Genomic DNA, 22,512 nt, shown 5'->3' with positions numbered 1-22,512 from the left:
CCGCACCGGAGAGCGGGGAGTGACAGGGCGTCAGCCCCGATAGGCCTCCAGCAGCCGCAGCCACGCCTCGCTCAGCGTCGGATACGCGGGGACGGCGTGCCACAGACGGGCGATCGGCACCTCTCCCGTGACGGCGATCGTCGCCGAGTGGAGGAGCTCTCCGATGCCGGGCCCGACGAAGGCGGCCCCGAGGACCACCTCCCGGTCCAGGTCGACGACCATCCGGGCGTGCCCCCGGTACCCCTGGGCGTAGAGGCCGGCCCCGGCGACGGACCGCATGTCGAGGTCCACGGCCCGGACCCGGTACCCGGCGCGCTCCGCGTCGGCGAGGGTCAGCCCGACGGCGGCCGCCTCCGGGTCGCTGAACACGACCTGCGTCACGGCCGCGTGGTCGGCGGTCGCCGCGTGGGCGCCCCACCGCCCGGTGTCGAGGGACGCCTCGCCCCGCGCGCGGGCCGCGATCGCGGTGCCCGCGATCCGGGCCTGGTACTTGCCCTGGTGGGTCATGAGCGCGCGGTGGTTGACGTCCCCGACGGCGTAGAGCCAGTCGCTCCCGGTGACCCGGAGGGTGTCGTCGGCGTCGAGCCAGGAGCCCGGGGTCAGGCCGACCGTCTCCAGGCCGATGTCCTCGGTGCGCGGCTTGCGGCCGGTCGCGAAGAGCACCTCGTCGCCCTCGACGTGGTCGCCGCCCTCCAGGACCACGGTGACCGGTCCGGTGCCCCCGTCGCGCACCACCGCGCTCACCGCCACGCCCGTACGGACGTCCACGCCGCGCGTGGTGAGCGCGGCGGCCACGTGCTCGCCGAGGAACGGCTCCATGCGCGGCAGCAGCCCCCCGCCCCGTACGAGCAGGGTCACCTTCGACCCGAGGGCCTGCCAGGCGGTGGCCATCTCGACGCCCACCACTCCCCCGCCGACCACGACGAGCCGCTCCGGCACCCGGTCGGAGCTGGTCGCCTCCCGGCTGGTCCAGGGATGCGCGGCGGGCAGTCCCGGCAGCTCCGGCAGCAGGGGGCGGGTGCCGGTGCAGACGGCGACCGCGTGCCGGGCGGTGAGGACGTGGCGCTCGCCCTCCGGACTCGTGACCTCGACCCGGCGCGGCCCGTGGAGCCGTCCGTGGCCCCGGTAGGCCCGGACGCCGATGGAGTCCAGCCAGTCGACCTGGCCGTCGTCCTTCCAGTGCCCGACGACCTCGTCCCGGTGGGCGAGGACCTCCATCGCGTCCAGCGGGCCGTAGACCGACTCCCGCAGCCCCGCCACCTTGCGGGCGTCGGAGCGGGCGATCGCGGGGCGGAGCAGCGCCTTGCTGGGCATGCACGCCCAGTACGAGCACTCGCCGCCGATCAGCTCGCTCTCGACGATCGCCGCGGTGAGGCCGCCTGCCCGCACCCGGTCGACGACGTTCTCGCCGACCGGGCCCGCGCCGATCACCACCACGTCGTACGCGTGCTCGTCTTCCACCGTTCGTGTCATGGCTCCCAGTCTGGTGCCCGAGGCGCGGAATAGCGCGGCTCGATACGCCGTTGTGCCGGGCGAGTCCCCAGGGGACCGTGAGGACACCGCCAGGAGACCCGAAAGGTAGGCAGCATGAGCACCGTAACGCTCACCAAGGACAACTTCGACGAGATCGTGAGCGGGAACGAGTTCGTCCTCATCGATTTCTGGGCATCCTGGTGCGGTCCCTGCCGTCAGTTCGCCCCCGTCTTCGAGGCGGCGTCCGAGCGGCACCAGGACCTCGTCTTCGCCAAGGTGGACACCGAGGCGCAGCAGGAGCTGGCGGCCGCGTTCGAGATCCGCTCGATCCCGACCCTGATGATCGTCCGCGACAACGTGGCCGTGTTCGCGCAGCCCGGCGCGCTGCCGGAGGCCGCTCTCGAGGACGTCATCGGGCAGGCCCGCAAGCTCGACATGGACGAGGTCCGCAAGTCCATCGCGGAGGCGCAGGCCAAGTGACCCACGGCGAGGGGGGCACGGGAGACGCTCCCGTACCCCCCTCGTGTCGTGTCGGGAGTCCTGTCGGCGTCAGCGCTCCAGGACCAGCGCGAGGCCCTGCCCGACGCCGATGCAGAGGGCCGCGAGGCCCGTGCCGGAGCCGGCCGCGGCGAGCTGGTGCGCCACCGAACCGGCGAGGCGGGCGCCCGACGCACCCAGCGGGTGACCGATCGCGACGGCTCCACCGCGAGGATTCACGATTTCGGGGTCCAGTTCCGGCCATTCCGCGAGGCAGCCGAGCGACTGGGCCGCGAAGGCCTCGTTGAGCTCGAAGGTCGTCAGGTCGGCGAAGGAACGCCCGGCCTTCCCCAGGGCCCGGCGGACCGCCTCGACCGGGCCGAGGCCGAAGAGCTGGGGCTCGATCCCGGTGACCGCGGAGGTACGGATCCGGGCGAGGGGCTCACGGCCGGTCTCGCGCAGCCCGTCCTCGTCGACGAGGAGCAGCGCCGCCGCGCCGTCGTTGAGCGGCGAGGAGTTGCCCGGCGTGACCGTACCGCCCTCGGTGCGGAAGGCGGGCTTCAGCTTGGCGAGGGCCTCCATGGACGTGCTGTCGCGGATGCACTCGTCGCGGGCCGGCTCCACCCCGGGGTACGGGACGACCTCGTCGTCGTACAGGCCCTTCGCCCACGCCTCGGCCGCCTTCCGGTGGCTGGCGAGGGCGAAGGCGTCCTGCTGCTCGCGGGTGATGCCGTGCTTGTCGGCGACGAGCTCCGCGCCCTCGCCGAGGGAGACCGTCCACTCGGCGGGCATCCTCGGGTTCGTCATGCGCCAGCCGAGGGTCGTGGAGTGGAGCTGCTGATGGCCCGCGGGGAAGGCCCGCTCGGGCTTCTGCAGGACCCAGGGGGCGCGGGACATCGACTCGACGCCGCCCGCGATCGCGACGGAGGCGTCACCGAGGGCGATGGCGCGGGCCGCCTGGATGACGGCCTCGAGGCCGGAGCCGCAGAGGCGGTTGACGGTGACGCCGGGGACGGTGACCGGCAGGCCTGCGAGGAGGACGGCCATGCGCGCGACGTCGCGGTTGTCCTCGCCCGCGCCGTTGGCGTCGCCGAAGTAGACGTCGTCCACGCGCGCGGGGTCGAGCGCGGGCGAGCGGTCGACGAGCGCGCGGACGACATGGGCCGCGAGGTCGTCGGGGCGGACGGAGGCGAGGGCGCCCCCGAACTTCCCGATCGGGGTGCGGACGGCGTCGACGATGTAGACGTCGCGGATGCTCATCGGTTCTCTCTCCCACGTGACCTTCGGAACGACACTGTTCGCCTGGTGAAGCAATCTTCGCTCCATTGGGCGCGCAGAGTCTCTGCCCGGCGGCCCGTCGTGTCAACGGGCCGTTTCCGGAAGCCGGGGAGGTCGGGGGCGGTCAGTGGGCCGTGGCGGGGCGCGCGAGGGCCGTGAGGCCGTAGTCGAGCTCGTGACCGTCGACGAGCAGCGCCTCGACCACGCCCGTCTCGGGGTCGATGTCGGCCCGGATGCCGTGCCCCTCGTAGATCGGGTAGCCCGACTCGCCGTGGCGGCCGGTGGCCTCGACGACGGCCGTGCGGACGGCGCTGTCCTCGACGGTGGCACCGCCGCGGTCCTCGACGTGCTCGGGCACCAGCAGGATCTCGAACCGCTTCGGAACTGTGCTCATGCACCGAAGCTAAGCGCTCGACGGGACTCCCGCCGGACGGCGGCCCGGCGACGCACCGTCGGCCCGGCTCGCCCCGGACGACGGCCCGGCGGCGCGCCCTCGGCCCGCCCCCGCCGGACGGCCGTGCCCGCCGGGCCTCCGGTCACCCCCGCCGTACGGCCGTGCCCGCCGAACCCTGGACCCGGCTCGCGTCAGGTGCCGGATCCCGGCGGACCGTCGGCCCGGCTCCCGCGGGCGACCGGCGGCCCCGCCGGCCCTCAGCTCGACTCCCTCCGGACGATCCGCGAGTCGAGCAGGTCGCGGGAGACGGGCGGGGCGTCCGTTTCCCGTACGGCGCGGTCGACCAGCTCCGCGAGCTCGCGGCCGGGCACCATGTCGATGCGTACGGTGCTGAGCCGGGGCCGCAGCAGCCGCCCGAGGAGCAGGTCGTCGGCGCCGACGACGGCGGTCTCGTCGGGCACGGAGATCCCGGCGTCCTGGAGCGACCGCATCAGGAGCATCGCGTACTCGTCGTTGTACGCGAAGACGCCGTCGAGCCCGAGCTCTCGCCACCGCGCGGCCAGCGCGCCCGCCGACTCCTCCTCGTACCGCAGCGGCAGGGGCACGACGGTGGCACCGGCGCGCTCGGCGGCGCGGCGCGCGCCGTCGAGGCGGGGTCCGGAGAACATCCCGAGGCCCGGCTCCTCGGGCACGACGACGCCGATCCGGCGCCGGCCGGTCTCCAGGAGGTGCTCGGCGGCCACCTCGCCGACCCGCCCCTGGTCCATGACGAGGGCGTGGGTGCCCTCCACGCGCTGGGTGCCGAGGGTGATCACGGCCCGGGCCCCGGACCGCTTGAGGATCTCGACGCCCTGCCCGGTGAGCTCGACCTCGCCGAGGGAGACCACGGCGACCGGCCGCAGCTCGGCCCAGGCGCGGGCGGCCTCCCCGGCCTTCAGGCCGACGCTGCCGTACTGCACGACCGTGTAGTCCAGGCGGCGCAGGGCCCACTGGAAGTCGTTGAAGAACTGGCTGTACAGCGGTCCGACGGGGACGTGGGAGCTGGGGATCAGCACCATGCGGCTGTGGCCCGCGCGCAGGCTGCGGGCCGCGGCGTGCGGCACGTAGCCCAGCTCCTCGGCCGCCTCGCGCACCCGCTGCCGGGTGGGCTCGCTGATGCGGACGGCCGAGGTGTTGTTCAGGACGTACGAGACGGTGGCCCGGGAGACGCCCGCGAGGCGTGCGACGTCGGCGCTGGTCGGAACCGCGCGCCCGGAGGAGCTTTCGGGGGACTGTTCGGTTGGCTGGCTCATCGATCCGGCATCTTTCCAGAACGATCCGGCCGCAGGTCTGGCGGATGGCCGGAATGGGGTGCTACACAATGCTTACACCTGTCACTGACACGTGTCACCTCCCCGTTCGATCCGCTTCTCGCCCCCGCACCGGGCGATCTCCCCAGGAGGGCAAAGTGGCCCTTTCCTCCCCCGGCCCCGCCACCGGCACCGCCGTCCCCGGCTCCCCCGCCGCACCCCGGCCGACCCGCGGGCTGCTGCCCCTGCTCCTCGCCGGCAACACCGCGATGTACGCCCTCTACATCGGCGTCCCCGGCATGCTCCTCGCGCTCCAGATCGAGGACATCGACCCCGCCGGCAAGGTGGCGAACTTCGGCCTGGTCTCCGGCATATCCGCGATCTTCGCCACCGTCTTCAACCCGGTCGCGGGCGCCCTCTCGGACCGCTCGGGCCGCCGCAACCCGTGGATCCTCGCCGGTGGCCTGCTCGCCGTCCCGGTGATGCTGCTCCTCGGCAGCGTCCACACGATCCTGCTGGTCACCATCGCCTGGTGCCTGGGGCAGGCCGTCATGAACATCTACCAGGCCGCCATCACCTCCGTGGTCCCCGACCGGGTCCCGACGGCCGCACGCGGCAAGGCCTCGGCGGCCGTCGGTCTCGGCCTCCCCATCGGCTCCACGATCGGCGCCCTCGTCGGCGCGGCCTTCTCCGAGCACTACCGCACCGGCTACCTGGTCTTCGGCGCGATCGTCGCCGCCACCGCCGTGCTGTTCACCACCTGCGCCCGCGAGGAGCGGATGCCCCCGAAGCCCCCGCTGCCGGTCAGGCAGCAGCTCGCGGCCTTCGGCAGCGCCCTCGGGAACCACGACTTCCGCTGGGCCTTCATCGGCCGCGCCCTGCTCATCCTCGGCTACTTCGCCGTGGCCGGCTTCCAGCTGTACATCCTCAAGGACCACACCGACCTGCCCGCCGGGCTGAGCGCCGAGGAGGCCGTGGCCATCCTCATGCCGGTCAACTCCGTCGCCATGGTCGTCTCCACCGTGCTCGGCGGCTGGCTCTCGGACCGGTTCGACCGCCGCAAGCTCTTCGTCGGCGCCTCCGCCGCGCTCGCCGCCGTCGCGCTGCTCATCCCGGCCGTCTCCAGCAGCTGGCCCGCGATGCTGGCCTTCTCCGTCGTCAACGGCCTCGGCTTCGGCTGCTACATGGCCGTCGACACCGCCCTGGTGACCATGGTGCTGCCCAAGGCCGAGGATGCGGCCCGGGACATGGGCGTCCTCAACGTCGCCAACGCCGGCCCGCAGATCGTCGCCCCGTTCGTGGCCTCGCTCATCGTGTCGCTCAGTGGCGGATACACGGCGCTCTTCCTGGTCGCGGCCGTACTGTCGGTACTCGGCGCGCTGGCCGTGCGCCCCATCCGCAGCGTGCGCTGACCCCCGGTCGGTGTTCCGCCGCGCACCATCCGCAGCGCGCGTCGACCCCCGTCGGCGCCCGCCGAACACCGCAGGAGAGGCGGCACCGTGCGCCTGCACACGACCACCTGGGGATCCGGTGACCGGACGGCCCTGCTCGTCCACGGCATCATGGCCGACCACCGCACCTGGCGCCGGGTCGGACCGGCGCTCGCGGAGCGCGGATACCGGGTGATCGCCGTGGACCTGCGGGGGCACGGGGCGAGCGACCGGGCCGCCGGACCGGAGGCGTACCGGCCCCAGGACCACGCCGACGACCTCGTCGCCTCCCTCCCCACCGGCGCGGACCTGGCCGTCGGGCACTCGCTCGGCGGGCTCGTCCTCGCCGGGGCGGTGGAGCGTCTGGCGCCGGCCCGGGCGGTGTACTCCGACCCGGCCTGGCACCTGGCGGCCGGTCCCTGCGGCTACCGTGCCGACCTGTTCGTCCGGGGCAAGTCGATGACCCGGGAGCAGATCAGGGGCTTCAACCCGCACTGGTCGGACGAGGACGTCGATATCGAGATGGCGTCGGTGCGGGACTGGGACGAGCGCAGCGCCCACGGCCTCACCCCGTTCGTGGGCACGGACCTGTGGCCGGCCCGGCCCGTGGTGCCCTCCCTCGTCACCCTCGCCGATCCCTCCACCCTGGTGCGGCCGGAGCACGCCCGGATGCTGGCGGACCGCGGATTCGAGCTCCGTACGGTGAAGGGCGCCGGGCACACCATCCACCGGGACGACTTCGACGGGTTCATGACCGCCCTGGACGGCTGGATCTGACGTACCGTTCAGCCATGGACGACACGTCGATGGACAGCTCGATGGTGGGACTGCTCGGCCGCGTGACCGGCACCGTCGGCCCCGGCCTCGTCGGCGAGGTGATCGTCCGGATCCGCGGCGGCGCCGAGCACTTCCTCGCGCATCCCGCCTCGCCGAAGGAGCGGATCGAGGTCGGCACGGTCGTGATGGTCATGGAACATCTCCCTCCGCGCACCGTCTATGTCACAGCCGCGTACGACAGTTGACCGAACCGTTGAGTGCGCGCCCGCCCCGGGCGCACACTCCCTTCACCGGATCCGCACGGCTCCGGTGAAGGGGGACCTTGTCCATGAGCATCGGCATTCTGGCGGGCGTCGTCGTCGGCGCGCTCGCCGTTCTGATCGGTGTGTTCAAGATGATGTGGCGCGTCGCGGAACCCAACGAGGCGCTGATCATCTCCGGTTCCAACCACAAGAACGAGGGCCTCGGCGCGGGCATGGGGTTCCGCATCGTCACCGGCCGCGGCACCCTCGTGCTCCCCGGCGTCCAGGCGGTGCGGAAGCTCTCGCTGGACCTCAACGAGACGCAGCTGTCCGTCGAGTGCGTCACCCACCAGGGCATTCCGCTCAAGGTCCGCGGTGTGGTGATCTTCAAGGTCGGTGACGACTTCGTGTCGATCGCCAACGCCGCCCGCCGCTTCCTCGACCAGCAGAAGCTGATGAGCGAGCGGGTGCACATCGTCTTCGCCGGTCATCTCCGCGCCATCGTCGGCGGGTTGACCGTGGAGGACATGATCCGTGACCGGGAGAAGCTGACCGGGCAGGCGCGTTCGGCCTGTGGCACGGAGATGGAGAAGCTCGGTCTGATCGTCGACTCGCTGCAGATCCACGAGATCGAGGACCCCACCGGGTACATCAAGAACCTGGCCGCCCCGCACGCGGCCGCCGTCCAGCGGGACGCGCGGATCGCGCAGGCGGAGGCGAACCGGCGGGCGACCGAGGCCGAGCAGCAGGCCGCGGCGCGCATGTCGGAGGCGACCCGCGACAGCGAGATCCTCCAGGCGGGCTACCAGGCCGAGCGGGACCAGGCCTCCGCCCGGGCCCGGCAGGCCGGCCCGCTCGCCGACGCCGCCTCGCGCCAGGAGGTCGTCGTCCAGGAGACCCGGGTCGCCGAGCTGGAGGGCCACCGCAAGGAACAGCAGCTCCAGGCGGAGGTCCGCAAGCCGGCCGACGCCATGGCGTACGAGACCCGGACGCTGGCCGCGGCCGAGCGTGACGCCCGGATCTCGGCCGCCGAGGCCGAGGCGAAGGAGACGGAGCTGGCGAGCGCCGCGAAGGCGACGGCGACCCGCCTCACCGGTGAGGCGGAGGCGGCGGCGCAGCACGCCAAGGGCCTCGCGGTCGCCGAGGCCACCCGCGCGAAGGGCCTGGCGGAGGCCGAGGCGATCAAGGCACGGGCGGCGGCGCTCGCGGAGAACCAGGAGGCCGTCGTCGCGCAGCAGCTGGCCGAGAAGTGGCCGGAGATCGTCTCCGCGGGCGCCTCCGCCTTCGGGAACGTCGACCAGATGGTGCTGCTCAACGGCGCCGACGGCATGGCGGACGTCTTCGCCAAGGCGCTGACCATGGGTGGGACCGGTCTGGGCCTGGCCCGGCAGCTCCTCGCCACGATGAGCCCGGCTGCGCAGGAGAAGCTGGGCGGGGCGGCGCTGTCGGTGCCGCCGGCGCAGCGCTCGGAGGAGAGCGTGGAGATCCCGGTGGGCGACGGGCAGTAACTACGGAGGAAAGGACGAAGGGGCCCGGTGCGCGTCGGCACCGGGCCCCTTTCGTGCGGTCAGGGGAGGGTGAGGTTGTTGAGGGCGTCGTGGGTGGGGAGGGTCTCGGCGGCCTTGTGCTGCTGCTGGTCGCCGTTGCCGAAGGTCTGCGACAGGAGTCCGACCCCGGGGAGGTTGTTGCCGACGCTGTCCGCCGCGGCCGCCCCGGCGGAGGCGAGGACGGCGGTGGCGGCGACGGTGGCGGCGGCGAGCGCGCGGCGCGTGAAGATCGTCATGCCGGGCTCAACGACGCGGGCCGCGACAGGGCACGCCCGGCGCGGCCGCACCGGGTCCCGGCGAGGACGAAACGGGACGTGGGCGGCGAGGCCATTCAGGACCTGCCCCGAATGTGCCCCGCCGGTGGACGCCGGTCACGGTACGGCCTGCTCGGAGGCCGTACGCGCGGCTGTCCTGTCAGTTGTGGCCGAACTTGCGTTCCTTGCGGTGGGACGCGTGCTCGACGAGGGGCATCGACGCCTCTCTCGTGGGGGCCGGCGCGCTCTTCTCCTTCGCAGCCGCGTCGGTGCGGTGTTCATGGCCGCCGGTACGGGCTCCCCGGTTGGTCCGGGTCTGTTTCTTGCCCACGATCGTGCCTCCCGTGACGGGTGTCGGACGGTGGTCCGTGTCCCCTCAGCGTGGCACGGGGCCGGAAGACCCGCATGTCAGCGGGTCAGTCACTGCCGCCGAGCACCCGCCGGAAGGCCGCGAGCGTCGGCGTGCCGGAGGAGCGGTCGAGGACGGCGAAGACGACCTCCTCGAAGTGGCCGGCGAAGCGGCCGTCGCCGGTGAGGAGGGCCTTGAAGGTGCCCGCGACCTCCGCCGGGTCGTTCTGGAACACCCCGCAGCCCCAGGCTCCGAGGACGAGCCGTCGGTAACCGGCCGCGGTCGCCGTCTCCAGGACACGCTCGGCGCGGGAGGCGAGGGCGGCGGGCAGCCGGTCGGCGAGCTCGGGGGTGTTGCGGCGGACGGCGCCCGCGTTGGGCGCGGGCGACGTGAGGAAACCGACCGTGAAGGGCTCGGCGAGCAACGCGCCCCGGTCGTCGCGGAAGACCGGGACTCCGGGCGAGTGGATGACCCGGTCGGTGTAGAGGGCGTCCCGCCGGGCCCGGTGCTCGGCGTAGTAGTCGGGGGCGCGCAGCAGGGTGGCGTGGAGGGCGGAGGAGCGGCAGAGCGCCTCCTCCTGTGCTTGGGCGCCGTTGAGGTAGCCGCCGCCGGGGTTGCGGGCCGAGGCGAAGTTCAGGACGGCGACCGGGCGGGTGGGGTCGGCGCCCGTCATGCGGCGGGCAGCCGCCAGGCTGCTTTCGGGGGTGACCGTGAGGGTGGGTGTGCGGTCCGTGTCCGGTGTGACCGGGACCGGCTCGGGGCCGTGGAGGCGGGTTCCGGACAGGGCGGCGGTCAGGTCCTCGGCGAGGGAGACCGTTCGGCCGTCGGGGGCCCGGTAGCGGCCCGCCGCGACGATCTCCTCGGTCTGTCGCGCGAGCGCGCGCAGTCGTGCACTCATGTTCCCCAGCATGATCGTTTCGTTCCGTCGGGGACAAAGGGTTTTCCGGGGCCGGGGGGAGATTCGGACGAGCCGAGGCGCAGGGGGCGCGTGCGGGGCGGGTGGGGCGCTCTTGCACGCCGGTCGGCGGTGGCTTTAGGTGGAAGCAGCGGCTCATCGGACGGGTCCCCGCGGGGACCCCGAGGACCAGGAGGTGCACGGATGTCGCCCAGCGGCATACCGCGTGGCGGGCCCCCTCTCACCGAGGGGGAGGCGGAGGACCTGCTGCGATGTATCTGCTTCAAGACCGGCCCGCCCCGCACGGTGGGGGTGGAGCTGGAGTGGCTCGTGCACGAGCTGCGCGACCCCCGGCTCCCCGTACGGCCGCAGAGGCTCGCGGCCGCGCTGGACACCGTACGCGCCCTGCCGCTGGTGTCGGCGCTCACGTTCGAACCCGGCGGGCAGCTGGAGCTCAGCTCGCGCCCGGCCGGTTCCCTCATGGAATGCCTGGACTCCCTCGCCGCCGACCTGACCGTGGTGCGGGCGGCGCTCGGGCCGCTCGGTCTGACCCTCAGCGGGTACGGGGTGGACCCCTGGCACGCGCCGCGCGGCCGGGTCCTGCACGAGCCGCGGTACGACGCGATGGAGATCGCGCTCGACCGGACCGGTCCTGCCGGGCGGGCGATGATGCGCGACTCGGCCTCGGTGCAGATCTGCCTCGACGCCGGCCTGGAGGAACCGGGACCGCTCGGTTACCACCGGCGCTGGCAGCTGGCCCATCTGCTCGGCGCGGTGCTCGTGGCCGCCTTCGCCAACTCCCCCGTGCACGGCGGGCGCCGGACCGGCTGGCGGTCCACGCGGCAGGCGCTGTGGACGGATCTCGACCCGCGGCGGGCGCTCGCGCCGTCGCCGGACGGCGAGCCGCGCGCGGAGTGGGCGGCGCACGTCCTGGACACTCCGGTGATGTGCGTACGGGCCGAGGAGGGGCCGTGGGCGGTGCCGGAGGGGCTGACGTTCCGGGAGTGGCTGCGGACCGGCCTCCCCCGTCCGGCCGATGCCGACGACCTGCGCTATCACATGACGACCCTGTTCCCGCCGGTGCGGCCGCGCGGGCATCTGGAGCTGCGGATGGTGGACGCACAGCCGGGCCCGGACGGCTGGATGGTGCCGGTGGCGGTGACGACGGCCGTGTTCGACGACCCGGAGGCGGCGGAGACCGTGTACCGGGCGGTGAAGCCGCTCGCGGAGCAGGCGGGTCCCGATCCCGCCCCGCGCAATCCGCTGTGGCAGGCGGCGGCCCGTGACGGGCTCGCCGATCCGGAGCTGCACGCCGCCGCCCGGGTGGTGTTCTCCGCCGCGCTCGACGCGCTGCCCCGGATCGGGGCGAGCGAGGAGGTGCGGCGGATGGTCGCCGCCTTCCACGAGCGGTACGTGATCCCCGGGAGCTGCCCGGCCGACAACCTCCAGGTGGTGACGTCATGACCGCGACCGAGACCGGGACCGGCCCCGAGGCCTTGCGGCGGCGGGCCCTCGACGCCCTCACCACCGCGCGGGAGCGCACCGCGCTCCTCACCTCCTGTGTGGAGGAACCCGAACTCACCGCTCAGCACTCACCGTTGATGTCGCCGCTCGTCTGGGACCTGGCGCACATCGGCAACCAGGAGGAGCAGTGGCTCTGGCGGGCCGTCGCCGGCCGTGAGGCGCTGCGTCCCGAGATCGACTCGCTGTACGACGCCTTCCAGCATCCGCGCGCCACCCGTCCGTCGCTTCCGCTGCTCGCGCCGGGCGAGGCGCGGGCCTATGCCGCCGACGTACGGAACCGGGTGCTCGACATCCTGGCGAGCACCCCGCTGGAGGGGCGGCCGCTGCTCGACGCGGGCTTCGCGTTCGGCATGATCGCCCAGCACGAACAGCAGCACGACGAGACGATGTTGATCACCCATCAGTTGCGGAAGGGGCCCGCCGCCCTGACCGCTCCCCCGCCTCCGGTCCTGAGGTCCGGTCCGCTGCCTTCCGAAGTCCTCGTCCCCGGCGGCCCGTTCACCATGGGCACCTCGGACGAGCCGTGGGCCCTGGACAACGAGCGGCCCGCACATCAGCGTCTCGTCCCCGCCTTCCACATCGACACCACGCCCGTCACGAACGGCGCCTACCTCGCCTTCATCGCCGACGGTGGCTACACGGACCGCCGCTGGTGGCGGCCCGAGGGCTGGGCGCAGATCCGGGAGCACGACATCGGGGCTCCGCTGTTCTGGCGCCGCGACGGCGGGCAGTGGCTGCGCCGCCGGTTCGGGGTTACGGAGCCGGTGCCCGAGGAGGAGCCGGTCCTGCACGTCAGCTGGTACGAGGCGGACGCCTACGCGCGCTGGGCGGGGCGCCGGCTGCCGACCGAGGCGGAGTGGGAGAAGGCGGCCCGCCACGACCCGGTCTCCGGGCGCTCCCGGCGCTATCCGTGGGGCGACGCGGACCCGGCTCCGGAGCACGCGAACCTCGGACAGCGGCACCTGCGGCCCGCGGCGGCCGGCAGCTACCCGGCGGGCGCCTCGCCCCTCGGCGTACGGCAGCTGATCGGTGACGTGTGGGAGTGGACGGCCAGCGACTTCCTGCCGTACCCGGGGTTCACGGCCTTCCCGTACAAGGAGTACTCGGAGGTGTTCTTCGGTCCCGAGCACAAGGTGCTGCGCGGCGGTTCGTTCGCGGTGGACCCGGTCGCCTGCCGGGGCACCTTCCGCAACTGGGACCTGCCGGTGCGGCGCCAGATCTTCTCCGGCTTCCGGACGGCGCGCAGCGCGGAGCTCGACTGATGTGCCGTCATCTCGCTTACGTGGGCGGGCCGGTGGCGCTCGGCGAGCTGCTCGTCCGGCCGCCGCACGCGCTGCTGCGCCAGTCCTGGGAGCCCCGCACGCAGGACAGCGGCGTGGTGAACGCCGACGGGTTCGGCGTGGGCTGGTACGCCGAGGGGGATCCGGTGCCCGCGCGGTACCGGCGGGCCGGCCCGATCTGGGGCGACCTGTCCTTCGCGGACCTCGCCCGGGTGGTGTGCTCCGGGGCCTTCCTCGGGGCGGTCCGGGGGGCCACGCTCCCCGGCGCCGACGGGGAGGCCGCGGCGGCGCCGTTCACCGCCGGGCCCTGGCTGTTCAGCCACAACGGCGCGGTCGGGGGGTGGCCGGACTCCGTCTCGGCGCTCGCCGGGGGGTTGCCGGCCGGGGAGCTGCTGCGTCTGGAGGCGCGCACCGACTCGGCGCTGCTCTGGGCGCTCGTGCTGCACCGGCTGCGGGCCGGGGACGCGCCGGGGGCGGCGCTCGCCGACACGGTCCGGGAGGCCGCGGCCGCGGCCCCCGGCTCCCGGCTGAACCTGCTGCTCACCGACGGCGAGCGGATCGCCGCGACCGCCTGGCGGAACAGCCTCTGGTACCTGTCGGGCCCCGGCCGGGTGGCCGTGGCCTCCGAACCGTACGACGACGATCCGCGCTGGCGGGAGGTGCCCGAGCACACGCTCGTCACCGCCGACCGCGCCGAAGTCACCCTCACCCCGCTCAAGGAGCCGTCCGCGTGAGCCCGTTCCAGCTGACCCGCACCCTCGCCGCGGACGCCGCCGGCGCCGATCTCCGTGCCGACGTCCTGCACGGTCTGACCCGCTCCCCCAAGGAGCTGCCGCCCAAGTGGTTCTACGACGCCCGGGGCAGTGAGCTGTTCGAGGAGATCACCCGGCTGCCCGAGTACTACCCCACGCGCGCGGAGCGGGAGATCCTGGTCGCGCGGGCGCCGGAGATCGCCGCCGCGACCGGGGCCCGGACCCTGGTGGAGCTGGGTTCCGGTTCCTCCGAGAAGACGCGGTTCCTGATCGACGCGCTGCTGCCGGGTCTGGACGCGTACGTGCCCGTGGACGTGTCCGAGTCCGCGCTGGTCGGAGCGGCGGAGTCGCTGCTCGCGGACCGGCCGGAGCTGCGCGTGCACGCGCTCGTCGCCGACTTCACGCGGGGGCTCGCGCTGCCGGGGACGCCGGGGCCTCGTCTGGTGGCCTTCCTCGGCGGCACCATCGGCAATCTGCTCCCCGCCGAGCGGCACACCTTCCTGCGGTCGGTCCGCTCCATGCTCGCGCCGGGCGACGCGCTGCTGCTCGGCACGGACCTGGTGAAGGACGAGGCGACGCTCGTGGCCGCCTACGACGACGCGGCCGGGGTGACGGCCGCGTTCAACAAGAACGTGCTGTCGGTGATCGACCGGGAGCTGGGGGCGGACGCCGATCCGGCCGCCTTCGACCACGTGGCGGTGTGGGACGCCGAGCAGGAGTGGATCGAGATGCGGCTGCGCGCCCGCCGCGCGCTGACCGTGAAGATCCCGGAGCTGGATCTCGTGGTGCCGTTCGCGGCGGGCGAGGAGATGCGGACGGAGGTGTCCGCGAAGTTCCGTCAGGCGGGTGTACGGAAGGAGCTGGCGGCGGCGGACCTGGAGCTGTCCCGCTGGTGGACGGACGGCGAGGGCAGGTTCGCGCTGTCCCTGGCGACGGTCGGCGGAGGGACGGTCGGCTGAGCAGCGGTCGGCCGAGCGGTGGCTGACTGAGCGACGGTCCGCTGGGCCGCGGCCGCCAGGGCTCGGCGGTCCGGATACCGAATACTGGATATCGGATCCATTATTCGAATATTGGCCACCATCCGCCGCGCGGTGACGACCCGCCACAAGGACGCGCCCAGCGGATCGTCCCCGACGTACGCGGCGGCCCCGGTGGGCCGGTAGTCGATCCGTACCGGCAGCACGGCGCTTCCGCTGTCGAGCGCCGCCTGGAACGCGGCCGGGCGGAAACGTCCCCGGGCCCGCCCGCACCAGGTGGACCCCTCGGGGAAGACGACCACCCGGCCGCCGCCGGCGAGCACCGCGGACATCGCCCGGACGGTGCCGGGCAGGGCCCTGAGCCGGTCGCGGTCGATGAAGAGGGTGCCGCCGAGCGCGGCGAGCGGGCCCAGGACGGGCCAGTGACGGACCTCCGCCTTGGCCACCATCCGGCCGGGCAGCACGGCCGCGAGGAGCGGGACGTCCAGCCAGGAGACGTGGTTGGCGACGACGAGGAGCGGGCCGGTGAGCCCGTCGGCCGTCCCCTCGTACCGTACGCGCACGCCGAAGGCGCGGACCACGGCCCGCACCCAGCTCCGGACGAGGGCGAGGCGCCCGGCCGCGGGGAGCAGCCCCGCGGCCGGGGCGAGCAGGACGCCGAGGAGGACGGTGCCGATCCCGGCGGTCAGCCGGGCCACGGCGAGCACCGTGCCGGCCCGCTCGTCCGGCCGGCCGGGTCCGGTCTCGGGGTGGGCCGTGCAGCGGCCCGGGGTGCAGGGCGCCGTGGGGAGCCACGGCGAGAGGGCCGTGGGCCCGTTCACCGCGCCGGGACGAGCGAGAGGAAGTGGTTGAGGTAGCGCGGGTTGGTGCGGCGCATCGAGAGCAGGACGTAGAGGTCGGCGGTGCCGAAGTCGGGGTCGTGCGCGGGCGCGCCGCAGACCCAGGCGCCGAGCCGCAGGTAGCCGCGGAGCAGCGGCGGGAGCTCCGTACGGCCCTCGGGGCGGGTGATGCCGTCGGGGCTCCACAGCTTGTGCGGGGTGACCCAGTACTCCTCGGGGGCGAGGTGCTTGGCCTTGACGGTGTCCCAGGTGGCGGCGGCGAGGGTGCCGCCGTCGGCGAGCGGGATGGAGCAGCAGCCGGCGAGCCAGTTGTGGCCGGTGCGGGTCATGTAGCGGGCGAGGCCGGCCCAGATGAGGGCGATCACGGCGCCGTTGCGGTGGGCGGGGTGGACGCAGGAGCGGCCGACCTCCACCAGGTCGTGCCGGACGGGCGCGAGGCGGGTGAGGTCGAACTCGGTCTCGGAGTAGAGGCGTCCGGCGACGGCGGCCCGGTCGGGCGGCAGGATCCGGTAGGTGCCGACGACCTCGCCGGTGCCCTCCTCGCGCACCAGGAGGTGGTCGCAGTACGCGTCGAAGGCGTCGCCGTCGAGGCCGGGCTCGGGGCCGTCGAGCAGGGCACCCATCTCTCCGGCGAAGACCTGGTGGCGCAGTCGCTGGGCGGCCCGGACGTCCTCCTGGTCCCGGGCGAGGCCGACGACGTACCGGGGCGCGGGCTGCTCCGCCGGGGCCTGGGGCTGTGCGGGGACGGGCGCGGGGACGGGGACGGCGAGCGCGTGCGTCGGTGCGGTCATGGCGGGCTCCTCCGGCGGACGGAAGGGGAAGGGGCGGGACCGGGCCGCGTGAGCGGTGGCCCGGCTCCTTGTTTCTTCCGTCACCGGCTGGATTCGACATGACCGTCCGGGGGCTCGCGGGTGTGCGAACGCTGAATGCTATTCGGCGAGGGTGTCCGTGATCGCGGTCGAGGCCTCCTTGGCCGCCTTCACGGGGTCCTCTCCCTGGAGCACGGCCGTCATGTACGGCTTGATGGGGTTGTCGGCCTCGACGTCGGCCCACTGCGGGGAGTTGGGGGTGGCCCGGCCGTGTGCGGCGCCCTTCGCCATGACGGCGGTGGCCTCCTGGCCGGCGACGACGGTGGCGAGGCTCTTCTTGTTGGGCACGTAGCCCATGGCGCGGGCGAGTTCGGACTGCCACTTCTCGCCGGCGAGCGCCTTGACGACGTCGAGGGCGGCGCCGCGCTGGGGGGCGTTCTCGGGGATGATGAGGTCGGAGCCGCCGGTGAAGACGGCGCAGGGCCGGTCGGCCTTCTTGCCGGGTATCGGGAAGTAGCCCAGCTTGTCCTCGAGGTCGGGGTTGGCCTTGAGGATGGCGGCGACGGCGCTGGGTGTGGCGATGAGCTGGGCGACGTCGCCCTTGGCGAAGACGTCGGCCTGGGGCGGGGTCTGCTCGTCGGCGTTCTTCGGGCCGGAGCCGAGGGCCTGGAGCTTCTTGTAGAAGGTCATGCCGCGCCGGGCGGCCGGGCTGTCGAGCGCGCCGGTCCACTGGCCGCCCTTGTCGACGGCGAGTTCGCCGCCCTCGTCCCAGATGAAGCCGGCGAGGGTGTACCAGTCCTGTCCGGCGAGGTAGATGCCCTGGGAGCCGTTCTTGTCGAGCTTCTCGGTGTCGTCGAGCCACTCGGCCCGGGTGGCCGGCGGCTTGTCGATGCCGGCGTCGTCGAACAGGTCCTTGTTGTAGATGACGATGCGGTTGGCCGCGTACCAGGGGATGCCGTACTGGGCTCCGGCGATGCTGCCGGGCTCGGCGAGACCGGGCAGCCAGTCCTGGCTGCCGAGGTCGCGGACCGACTCCAGGGTGAGGTCGAAGAGCTTCTCGGTGTCGGCGTACTGGGCGACCTGGGTGTTGCCGACCTCGATGACGTCGGGGCCGCCGGAGCCCTGGATGGCCTCGGTGACCTTCTTCCCGATGCCGGTCCAGTCCTGGATGGTGAACTTCAGTTCGACCCCGGCGTGCTCCTGCTCGTACGCCTCGGTGAAGCGCGTGAGGAAGTCCTCGCTGACGCTGTCCCGCATGAGCCAGACGTTCACGGTCTTCGTCCCGCCGTCGCCGCCCGGCAGCATCCCGCAGCCCGCGAGGGCGAGCGCGGTGGTGGCGGCCAGGGGGCAGGCGAGATAGCGGTTCTTCACGTGGGTCACCTTCTGCTCAGGCTCAGCACAGGGTCGTGCATGGGGGGCTGACCCGGCATGGGGGGACCGAACGGGGTGTTCGCGCGGGTATGTGGCCTGGATTCTGGTCTGGACCAACGAGATGGTCAAGTCCTTGACGATCTCGTTCCGCGTCCGGACGGACGGCCTCTTCCGTTACCCACGGTAGTTACTCATGAGTCGCACGGCCCCCGTCGTGTCGCGCGCCGACGCGCCCTGGGGCACCGTGGAGGGACCGCACCGAGAGGAGTTCGGCCCCCATGTCGAATCACACCTACCGCGTCACCGAGATCGTCGGCACCTCCACCGAGGGCGTCGACGAGGCCATCCGCAACGGCATCCAGCGCGCGTCGCAGACCCTGAGGGGCCTCGACTGGTTCGAGGTCACACAGGTGCGCGGCCACCTCGTCGACGGCGCGATCGAGCACTACCAGGTCGGTCTGAAGGTCGGCTTCCGCCTGGAGGACGAGACCTGACCGGCGCCGGTACGCGCGCCGGTACCCGTCAGGTGCGGCCCTCCTTCTCCTGAGCCTCCCTCAGCGCCTCGGAGGGCTCCGCCCAGCGGGCGCGTACGACACGGAAGCCCGCTTCCTCCGCCGCGTCGCACACCGCCATGTCGTCGTCGACCAGCATCCCGACCGTGCGGTCGGCGGCGAGGCGGCGCAGGATCTCCACCTTGGTCACCCGGGCCGGCCGGAAGTCCCGGTTGCGCCGCATGTGGACGTCACCCTCGGGGAGCCCGTACGCGGCCAGCCACTCCAGGGTCGACCGGCGGCAGCGCTCGGGCCGCCCCGTGAGATAGACCACCTCGCACTCTTCCGCCGCCTCGCGGCACAGCGCGACGCCCTCCTCCAGCGGCGGATCGTCGGGCGCCGCCGCGAAGAAGCCCTCCCAGTCCTTGGGCTTGCGCTCCAGGAAGTACTGGCGGTGCGCGGTCGCGGCGAGCGTGTTGTCCAGGTCGAAGACGGCCAGGGGCCTGTTGTCCGATGTCACGGGCCCAGCGTAGGAGGAACGCCGGGAGCCCTCCCCGGGAATCCCTGCCCGTCGCGCGCGTTGAAGCCTCTGTGAGCACCTTCCCCGACGGCATCCGCTTCTCCGTCCTCGACCGGTCCCGCACCCGGGAGGGCGAGGACGCCCCCCAGGCGCTGCGCGACACCGTGCGCCTCGCCCAGGAGGTGGAGGCCCTCGGCTACCACCGCTTCTGGGTGTCGGAGCACCACGGTGTGCCCGGGGTGGCCGGATCGGCGCCCACGGTGCTCGCGGCCGCCGTCGCCGCCGCGACCTCCGCCGTCCGGGTCGGTACGGGAGGGGTGATGCTCCCGAACCACCGGCCGCTCGTCGTGGCCGAGCAGTTCGGTGTGCTCGAGGCCCTCTTCCCCGGCCGGATCGACATGGGGGTCGGCCGCTCGGTGGGCTTCACGGACGGCATCCGCCGGGCCCTGGGCCGGGCTAAAGAGGACGCCGACCGGTTCGCGGAGCAGCTCACCGAGCTCCTCGGCTGGTTCACCGGAGAACAGGCGGCCCACCCGCAGGTGCACGCCCGGCCCGCCGAGGGGCTGCGGGTGCCGCCCTTCGTCCTCGCGACCGGGGAGGGCGCCGGGATCGCCGCGGCGGCAGGACTTCCCCTGGTCATCGGCGACCTGCGCCGCCGCGACCGGCTCCTCGCGGCCGTCGACACGTACCGCGCCGCCTTCCGCCCGTCCCCGTGGGCGGCCGAGCCGTACGTGGTCGTCGCGGGGACGGTCGCGGTGGCCGCCACCGAGGCGGAGGCGCGGCGGCTGCTGATGCCGGAGGCCTGGTCGCTCGCGTACTCGCGCACGCGCGGGGTCTTCCCGCCGCTCGCCGCGCCCGAGCGGATCGAGGAGACGGCGATGACGTCGATGACGGAGAAGCAGCGCGGCTTCTACGAGTCGGGGCTGGACGGGCACCTGCACGGCACGGAGGAGCAGGTGGCCGAGGGGCTGGAGCGGGCGGTGAAGGAGACGGGGGCGCAGGAGGTCCTGGTCACCACGAGCACGTACGACCGGACGGCACTGAGCGACTCGTACCGCCGTCTCGCCCGGGCGGTCGGCCTGACGCCGCGGGGTGCCTGAGGGGTCGGGGGCGCGGCCGCACGGGCACGACCAGGGCAAACGCGGACCATTCGATACAGTCGCCCCATGCAAGACGCCCCCCACGATCCGTACGTCCGTGTCCGAGGTGCCCGCGAGCACAACCTCGTCGGTGTCGACGTCGACATCCCGCGCGACGCGCTCGTCGTGTTCACCGGGGTCTCCGGCTCCGGCAAGTCGTCGCTGGCCTTCGGGACGATCTACGCCGAGGCGCAGCGCCGCTACTTCGAGTCGGTGGCCCCGTACGCGCGGCGGCTCATCCACCAGGTGGGGGCGCCCGCGGTCGGCGAGATCACCGGGCTGCCGCCGGCGGTCTCCCTGGAGCAGCGCCGCTCCTCGCCGAACGCCCGGTCCTCCGTCGGTACGGTGACCACGCTCTCGAACTCGCTGCGGATGCTGTTCTCCCGGGCGGGCCGCTACCCGGAGGGTGCGGAGCGGCTCGACTCCGACGCGTTCTCCCCCAACACGGCGGCGGGCGCCTGCCCTTCGTGTCACGGACTCGGCCTGATCCACGACACCAGCGAGGAACTCCTCGTGCCCGACCCGAGCCTGTCGATCCGTCAGGGTGCGATCGCCGCCTGGCCGGGCGCCTGGCAGGGGAAGAACCTGCGGGACGTGCTCGACACCCTCGGCCACGACGTCGACCGGCCGTGGCGGGAGCTCGACGCGAAGGACCGGGAGTGGATCCTCTTCACGGACGAGCAGCCGGTCGTCACCGTCCACCCGGTGCGGGAGGCGGACCGCATCCAACGCCCCTACCAGGGCACGTACATGAGCGCCCGCCGCTACGTCCTGCGCACCTACTCCGACTCGAAGAGCCCGACCCTGCGGACGAAGGCGGAGCGTTTCCTCACCAGCGCGCCCTGCCCGGCGTGCGGCGGCGGCCGGCTGCGGCCCGAGGCGCTCGCCGTCACCTTCGCCGGGCGGAACGTGGCCGAGCTCGCCGCGCTGCCGCTCACCGCCCTGTCCGGTCTCCTCTCGACGGCCGCGGCGACGGAGAGGGACGTCTCGGAGACGGCACGCGTCCTCACCGAGGACCTCGTCGCCCGGATCGGCACGGTCACCGAACTCGGCCTCGGCTACCTGAGCCTGGACCGCGCGACCCCCACCCTGTCCAACGGCGAGCTCCAGCGGCTACGGCTCGCCACCCAGCTGCGCTCCGGCCTCTTCGGCGTGGTGTACGTCCTCGACGAGCCCTCCGCCGGGCTGCACCCGGCCGACACCGAGGCCCTGCTCGTGGTCCTCGACCGGCTGAAGGCGGCGGGGAACTCGGTCTTCGTCGTCGAGCACCACCTCGACGTCGTCCGGCACGCCGACTGGCTCGTGGACGTCGGCCCGCGCGCCGGCGTGCACGGCGGGCGGGTGCTGCACAGCGGGCCGCCGGACGGTCTCGCCGGTGTCGAGGCCTCCGCGACCCGGCGGTTCCTCTTCGACCGGGGGCCCGCGCCCGACCGGACGGTACGGGAGCCGGCGGGCTGGCTGCGGCCGGGGCCGGTCACCCGGCACAACCTGCGGGCGGTGGACGCGGCCTTCCCGGTCGGTGTCCTCACCGCGGTCACGGGCGTCTCGGGCTCCGGGAAGTCCACCCTCGTCGACGCGCTGACCGAGGAGGTGGCGGGCGTGGGCCGTCTGGTGACGGTGGACCAACGTCCGATCGGCCGTACCCCGCGCTCCAACCTCGCCACGTACACGGGCCTCTTCGACGTCGTGCGCAAGCTGTTCACGGAGACCGAGGAGGCCAGGGCGCGCGGGTACAAGGCGGGCCGCTTCTCCTTCAACGTGCCCGGCGGCCGCTGCGAGACCTGCCAGGGCGAGGGCTTCGTCTCCGTCGAACTCCTCTTCCTGCCCAGTACGTACGCCCCCTGCCCCGACTGCCACGGCGCCCGCTACAACCCCGAGACCCTCCAGGTGCGGCTGCGCGGCCTCACCATCGCCGAGGTCCTCGACCTGACCGTCGAGTCGGCCGCCTCCTTCTTCGAGGACACCCCCGCCGCCGCGCGAAGCCTGCGCACCCTCCTCGACGTGGGCCTCGGGTATCTGCGGCTCGGGCAGCCGGCCACCGAGCTGTCGGGCGGCGAGGCGCAGCGCATCAAGCTCGCCTCCGAGCTCCAGCGGCCGCACCGCTCCCCCACCACGTACGTGCTCGACGAGCCGACGACCGGTCTGCACCCGGCGGACGTCGAGGTCCTGATGCGCCAGCTCCACGGCCTCGTGGACGCCGGGCACTCGGTGATCGTCGTCGAGCACGACATGGACGTCGTCGCCACCGCCGACTGGGTCCTCGACCTCGGCCCCGGCGGCGGCGACCAGGGCGGCCGGATCGTCGCGGCGGGCCCGCCGTCGGAGGTCGCCGCGGCCCCGGAGAGCCGGACCGCCCCGTACCTCGCGAGGGTGCTGGGCGGCTGACCCGGTACGCTCTCCCGCAC

General features: G+C 73.7%; 22 protein-coding genes and 1 pseudogene. 12 read left to right on the top strand and 11 right to left on the bottom strand.

Annotated features, from left to right (window positions below; all coding sequences use genetic code 11):
• Positions 1-30: 30 nt before the first annotated feature.
• The gene (locus ACFYX3_RS32045; RefSeq protein WP_389020835.1) at positions 31-1,473 is read right to left on the bottom strand and encodes a dihydrolipoyl dehydrogenase family protein; all 1,443 of its coding nucleotides are present in this window, start codon (positions 1,471-1,473) and stop codon (positions 31-33) included.
• A 114-nt stretch (positions 1,474-1,587) separates the two neighbouring features.
• On the opposite strand from ACFYX3_RS32045, the gene trxA reads away from it, so the two are divergent.
• The gene (trxA, locus tag ACFYX3_RS32040) at positions 1,588-1,953 is read left to right on the top strand and encodes a thioredoxin (protein WP_116157605.1); all 366 of its coding nucleotides are present in this window, start codon (positions 1,588-1,590) and stop codon (positions 1,951-1,953) included.
• 69 nt (positions 1,954-2,022) lie between these two features.
• On the opposite strand, the gene ACFYX3_RS32035 is transcribed toward trxA, so the two are convergent.
• The 3 genes from ACFYX3_RS32035 to ACFYX3_RS32025 form a co-directional block, all read right to left on the bottom strand.
• Positions 2,023-3,210 (bottom strand): thiolase family protein, encoded by a 1,188-nt coding sequence (locus tag ACFYX3_RS32035; RefSeq protein WP_382660674.1) that lies wholly within the window; start codon positions 3,208-3,210, stop codon positions 2,023-2,025.
• 142 nt (positions 3,211-3,352) lie between these two features.
• Positions 3,353-3,622: a hypothetical protein gene (locus ACFYX3_RS32030; RefSeq protein WP_389020830.1), complete on the bottom strand. Its 270-nt coding sequence runs from the start codon at positions 3,620-3,622 to the stop codon at positions 3,353-3,355.
• Between the two features lie 257 nt (positions 3,623-3,879).
• Complete coding sequence (locus ACFYX3_RS32025) at positions 3,880-4,914, bottom strand: LacI family DNA-binding transcriptional regulator (protein ID WP_382660672.1); 1,035 nt, start codon at positions 4,912-4,914, stop codon at positions 3,880-3,882.
• A gap of 155 nt (positions 4,915-5,069) precedes the next feature.
• Here ACFYX3_RS32025 and ACFYX3_RS32020 point away from each other — a divergent pair, with 155 nt between their 5' ends.
• From ACFYX3_RS32020 to ACFYX3_RS32005, 4 genes are all read left to right on the top strand, one after another.
• Positions 5,070-6,323 (top strand): MFS transporter, encoded by a 1,254-nt coding sequence (locus ACFYX3_RS32020; RefSeq protein ID WP_376593071.1) that lies wholly within the window; start codon positions 5,070-5,072, stop codon positions 6,321-6,323.
• A gap of 87 nt (positions 6,324-6,410) precedes the next feature.
• Positions 6,411-7,118: an alpha/beta fold hydrolase gene (locus ACFYX3_RS32015; protein WP_389020823.1), complete on the top strand. Its 708-nt coding sequence runs from the start codon at positions 6,411-6,413 to the stop codon at positions 7,116-7,118.
• A 14-nt stretch (positions 7,119-7,132) separates the two neighbouring features.
• On the top strand, positions 7,133-7,363 hold the full coding sequence (locus tag ACFYX3_RS32010; RefSeq protein ID WP_030692315.1) for a hypothetical protein: 231 nt from the start codon (positions 7,133-7,135) through the stop codon (positions 7,361-7,363).
• 83 nt (positions 7,364-7,446) lie between these two features.
• The gene (locus ACFYX3_RS32005; RefSeq protein ID WP_376593075.1) at positions 7,447-8,868 is read left to right on the top strand and encodes a flotillin family protein; all 1,422 of its coding nucleotides are present in this window, start codon (positions 7,447-7,449) and stop codon (positions 8,866-8,868) included.
• A 59-nt stretch (positions 8,869-8,927) separates the two neighbouring features.
• Here the strand turns inward: ACFYX3_RS32005 and ACFYX3_RS32000 are convergent, their stop codons facing one another.
• The 3 genes from ACFYX3_RS32000 to ACFYX3_RS31990 all read right to left on the bottom strand — a co-directional run bounded on the left by ACFYX3_RS32000 (position 8,928) and on the right by ACFYX3_RS31990 (position 10,408).
• Complete coding sequence (locus ACFYX3_RS32000) at positions 8,928-9,143, bottom strand: hypothetical protein (protein ID WP_376593077.1); 216 nt, start codon at positions 9,141-9,143, stop codon at positions 8,928-8,930.
• A gap of 178 nt (positions 9,144-9,321) precedes the next feature.
• On the bottom strand, positions 9,322-9,492 hold the full coding sequence (locus ACFYX3_RS31995) for a hypothetical protein (RefSeq protein ID WP_376593079.1): 171 nt from the start codon (positions 9,490-9,492) through the stop codon (positions 9,322-9,324).
• Positions 9,493-9,577: 85 nt separating this feature from the next.
• Complete coding sequence (locus tag ACFYX3_RS31990; protein WP_389020815.1) at positions 9,578-10,408, bottom strand: TIGR02452 family protein; 831 nt, start codon at positions 10,406-10,408, stop codon at positions 9,578-9,580.
• A gap of 201 nt (positions 10,409-10,609) precedes the next feature.
• On the opposite strand from ACFYX3_RS31990, the gene egtA reads away from it, so the two are divergent.
• From egtA to egtD, 4 genes are read left to right on the top strand one after another with little or no spacing between them, the layout of a single operon-like run.
• On the top strand, positions 10,610-11,869 hold the full coding sequence (gene egtA, locus ACFYX3_RS31985; protein WP_389020812.1) for an ergothioneine biosynthesis glutamate--cysteine ligase EgtA: 1,260 nt from the start codon (positions 10,610-10,612) through the stop codon (positions 11,867-11,869).
• On the top strand, positions 11,866-13,191 hold the full coding sequence (gene egtB, locus ACFYX3_RS31980) for an ergothioneine biosynthesis protein EgtB (protein WP_389020809.1): 1,326 nt from the start codon (positions 11,866-11,868) through the stop codon (positions 13,189-13,191). Before egtA ends, egtB begins: the two co-directional genes overlap by 4 nt.
• A complete protein-coding gene (gene egtC, locus ACFYX3_RS31975) occupies positions 13,191-13,943 on the top strand; it encodes an ergothioneine biosynthesis protein EgtC (protein WP_389020805.1) in 753 nt (250 codons plus the stop codon). The genes egtB and egtC overlap by 1 nt, the downstream gene beginning before the upstream one ends.
• Positions 13,940-14,920 carry an L-histidine N(alpha)-methyltransferase gene (egtD, locus tag ACFYX3_RS31970; RefSeq protein ID WP_385663648.1) on the top strand — a complete coding sequence of 327 codons (981 nt, stop codon included), beginning with the start codon at positions 13,940-13,942 and terminating at the stop codon, positions 14,918-14,920. The genes egtC and egtD overlap by 4 nt, the downstream gene beginning before the upstream one ends.
• Before the next feature lie 218 nt (positions 14,921-15,138).
• Here egtD and ACFYX3_RS31965 read toward each other — a convergent pair.
• From ACFYX3_RS31965 to ACFYX3_RS31955, 3 genes and pseudogenes are all read right to left on the bottom strand, one after another.
• Positions 15,139-15,501 (bottom strand): annotated as a pseudogene (locus ACFYX3_RS31965) (lysophospholipid acyltransferase family protein); the annotation flags it as partial.
• Between the two features lie 254 nt (positions 15,502-15,755).
• Positions 15,756-16,568 (bottom strand): GNAT family N-acetyltransferase, encoded by an 813-nt coding sequence (locus tag ACFYX3_RS31960; RefSeq protein WP_389020800.1) that lies wholly within the window; start codon positions 16,566-16,568, stop codon positions 15,756-15,758.
• A 138-nt stretch (positions 16,569-16,706) separates the two neighbouring features.
• Positions 16,707-17,957, bottom strand: coding sequence for an extracellular solute-binding protein (locus tag ACFYX3_RS31955; protein WP_389020796.1), 1,251 nt, complete (start codon positions 17,955-17,957; stop codon positions 16,707-16,709).
• A 278-nt stretch (positions 17,958-18,235) separates the two neighbouring features.
• Between ACFYX3_RS31955 and ACFYX3_RS31950 the strand changes: the two genes are divergently transcribed.
• On the top strand, positions 18,236-18,451 hold the full coding sequence (locus ACFYX3_RS31950; RefSeq protein WP_359512100.1) for a dodecin: 216 nt from the start codon (positions 18,236-18,238) through the stop codon (positions 18,449-18,451).
• A gap of 28 nt (positions 18,452-18,479) precedes the next feature.
• Here the strand turns inward: ACFYX3_RS31950 and ACFYX3_RS31945 are convergent, their stop codons facing one another.
• The gene (locus ACFYX3_RS31945; protein WP_389020792.1) at positions 18,480-18,968 is read right to left on the bottom strand and encodes a hypothetical protein; all 489 of its coding nucleotides are present in this window, start codon (positions 18,966-18,968) and stop codon (positions 18,480-18,482) included.
• A 71-nt stretch (positions 18,969-19,039) separates the two neighbouring features.
• On the opposite strand from ACFYX3_RS31945, the gene ACFYX3_RS31940 reads away from it, so the two are divergent.
• Together ACFYX3_RS31940 and ACFYX3_RS31935 are read left to right on the top strand one after the other, a co-directional pair.
• The gene (locus ACFYX3_RS31940; RefSeq protein ID WP_389020789.1) at positions 19,040-20,068 is read left to right on the top strand and encodes an MsnO8 family LLM class oxidoreductase; all 1,029 of its coding nucleotides are present in this window, start codon (positions 19,040-19,042) and stop codon (positions 20,066-20,068) included.
• Between the two features lie 66 nt (positions 20,069-20,134).
• Positions 20,135-22,492 carry an ATP-binding cassette domain-containing protein gene (locus ACFYX3_RS31935; protein WP_389020786.1) on the top strand — a complete coding sequence of 786 codons (2,358 nt, stop codon included), beginning with the start codon at positions 20,135-20,137 and terminating at the stop codon, positions 22,490-22,492.
• Positions 22,493-22,512 lie beyond the last annotated feature (20 nt).

Source organism: Streptomyces sp. NPDC002463 (genome assembly GCF_042889835.1).
Classification (GTDB): domain Bacteria; phylum Actinomycetota; class Actinomycetes; order Streptomycetales; family Streptomycetaceae; genus Streptomyces; species Streptomyces nymphaeiformis.
The sequence above is the reverse complement of the archived record's forward strand: the minus strand, read 5'-3'. Positions and strand labels throughout refer to the sequence as shown.

Bases quoted from the DNA above. Each gene is read 5' to 3' on its own strand.
- ACFYX3_RS32045 (WP_389020835.1), bottom strand. From the start codon at position 1,473: ATGACACGAACGGTGGAAGACGAGCACGCGTACGACGTGGTGGTGATC.
- trxA (WP_116157605.1), top strand. From the start codon at position 1,588: ATGAGCACCGTAACGCTCACCAAGGACAACTTCGACGAGATCGTGAGC.
- ACFYX3_RS32035 (WP_382660674.1), bottom strand. From the start codon at position 3,210: ATGAGCATCCGCGACGTCTACATCGTCGACGCCGTCCGCACCCCGATC.
- ACFYX3_RS32030 (WP_389020830.1), bottom strand. From the start codon at position 3,622: ATGAGCACAGTTCCGAAGCGGTTCGAGATCCTGCTGGTGCCCGAGCAC.
- ACFYX3_RS32025 (WP_382660672.1), bottom strand. From the start codon at position 4,914: ATGAGCCAGCCAACCGAACAGTCCCCCGAAAGCTCCTCCGGGCGCGCG.
- ACFYX3_RS32010 (WP_030692315.1), top strand. From the start codon at position 7,133: ATGGACGACACGTCGATGGACAGCTCGATGGTGGGACTGCTCGGCCGC.
- ACFYX3_RS32005 (WP_376593075.1), top strand. From the start codon at position 7,447: ATGAGCATCGGCATTCTGGCGGGCGTCGTCGTCGGCGCGCTCGCCGTT.
- ACFYX3_RS32000 (WP_376593077.1), bottom strand. From the start codon at position 9,143: ATGACGATCTTCACGCGCCGCGCGCTCGCCGCCGCCACCGTCGCCGCC.
- ACFYX3_RS31990 (WP_389020815.1), bottom strand. From the start codon at position 10,408: ATGAGTGCACGACTGCGCGCGCTCGCGCGACAGACCGAGGAGATCGTC.
- egtA (WP_389020812.1), top strand. From the start codon at position 10,610: ATGTCGCCCAGCGGCATACCGCGTGGCGGGCCCCCTCTCACCGAGGGG.
- egtB (WP_389020809.1), top strand. From the start codon at position 11,866: ATGACCGCGACCGAGACCGGGACCGGCCCCGAGGCCTTGCGGCGGCGG.
- egtC (WP_389020805.1), top strand. From the start codon at position 13,191: ATGTGCCGTCATCTCGCTTACGTGGGCGGGCCGGTGGCGCTCGGCGAG.
- ACFYX3_RS31960 (WP_389020800.1), bottom strand. From the start codon at position 16,568: ATGACCGCACCGACGCACGCGCTCGCCGTCCCCGTCCCCGCGCCCGTC.
- ACFYX3_RS31950 (WP_359512100.1), top strand. From the start codon at position 18,236: ATGTCGAATCACACCTACCGCGTCACCGAGATCGTCGGCACCTCCACC.
- ACFYX3_RS31935 (WP_389020786.1), top strand. From the start codon at position 20,135: ATGCAAGACGCCCCCCACGATCCGTACGTCCGTGTCCGAGGTGCCCGC.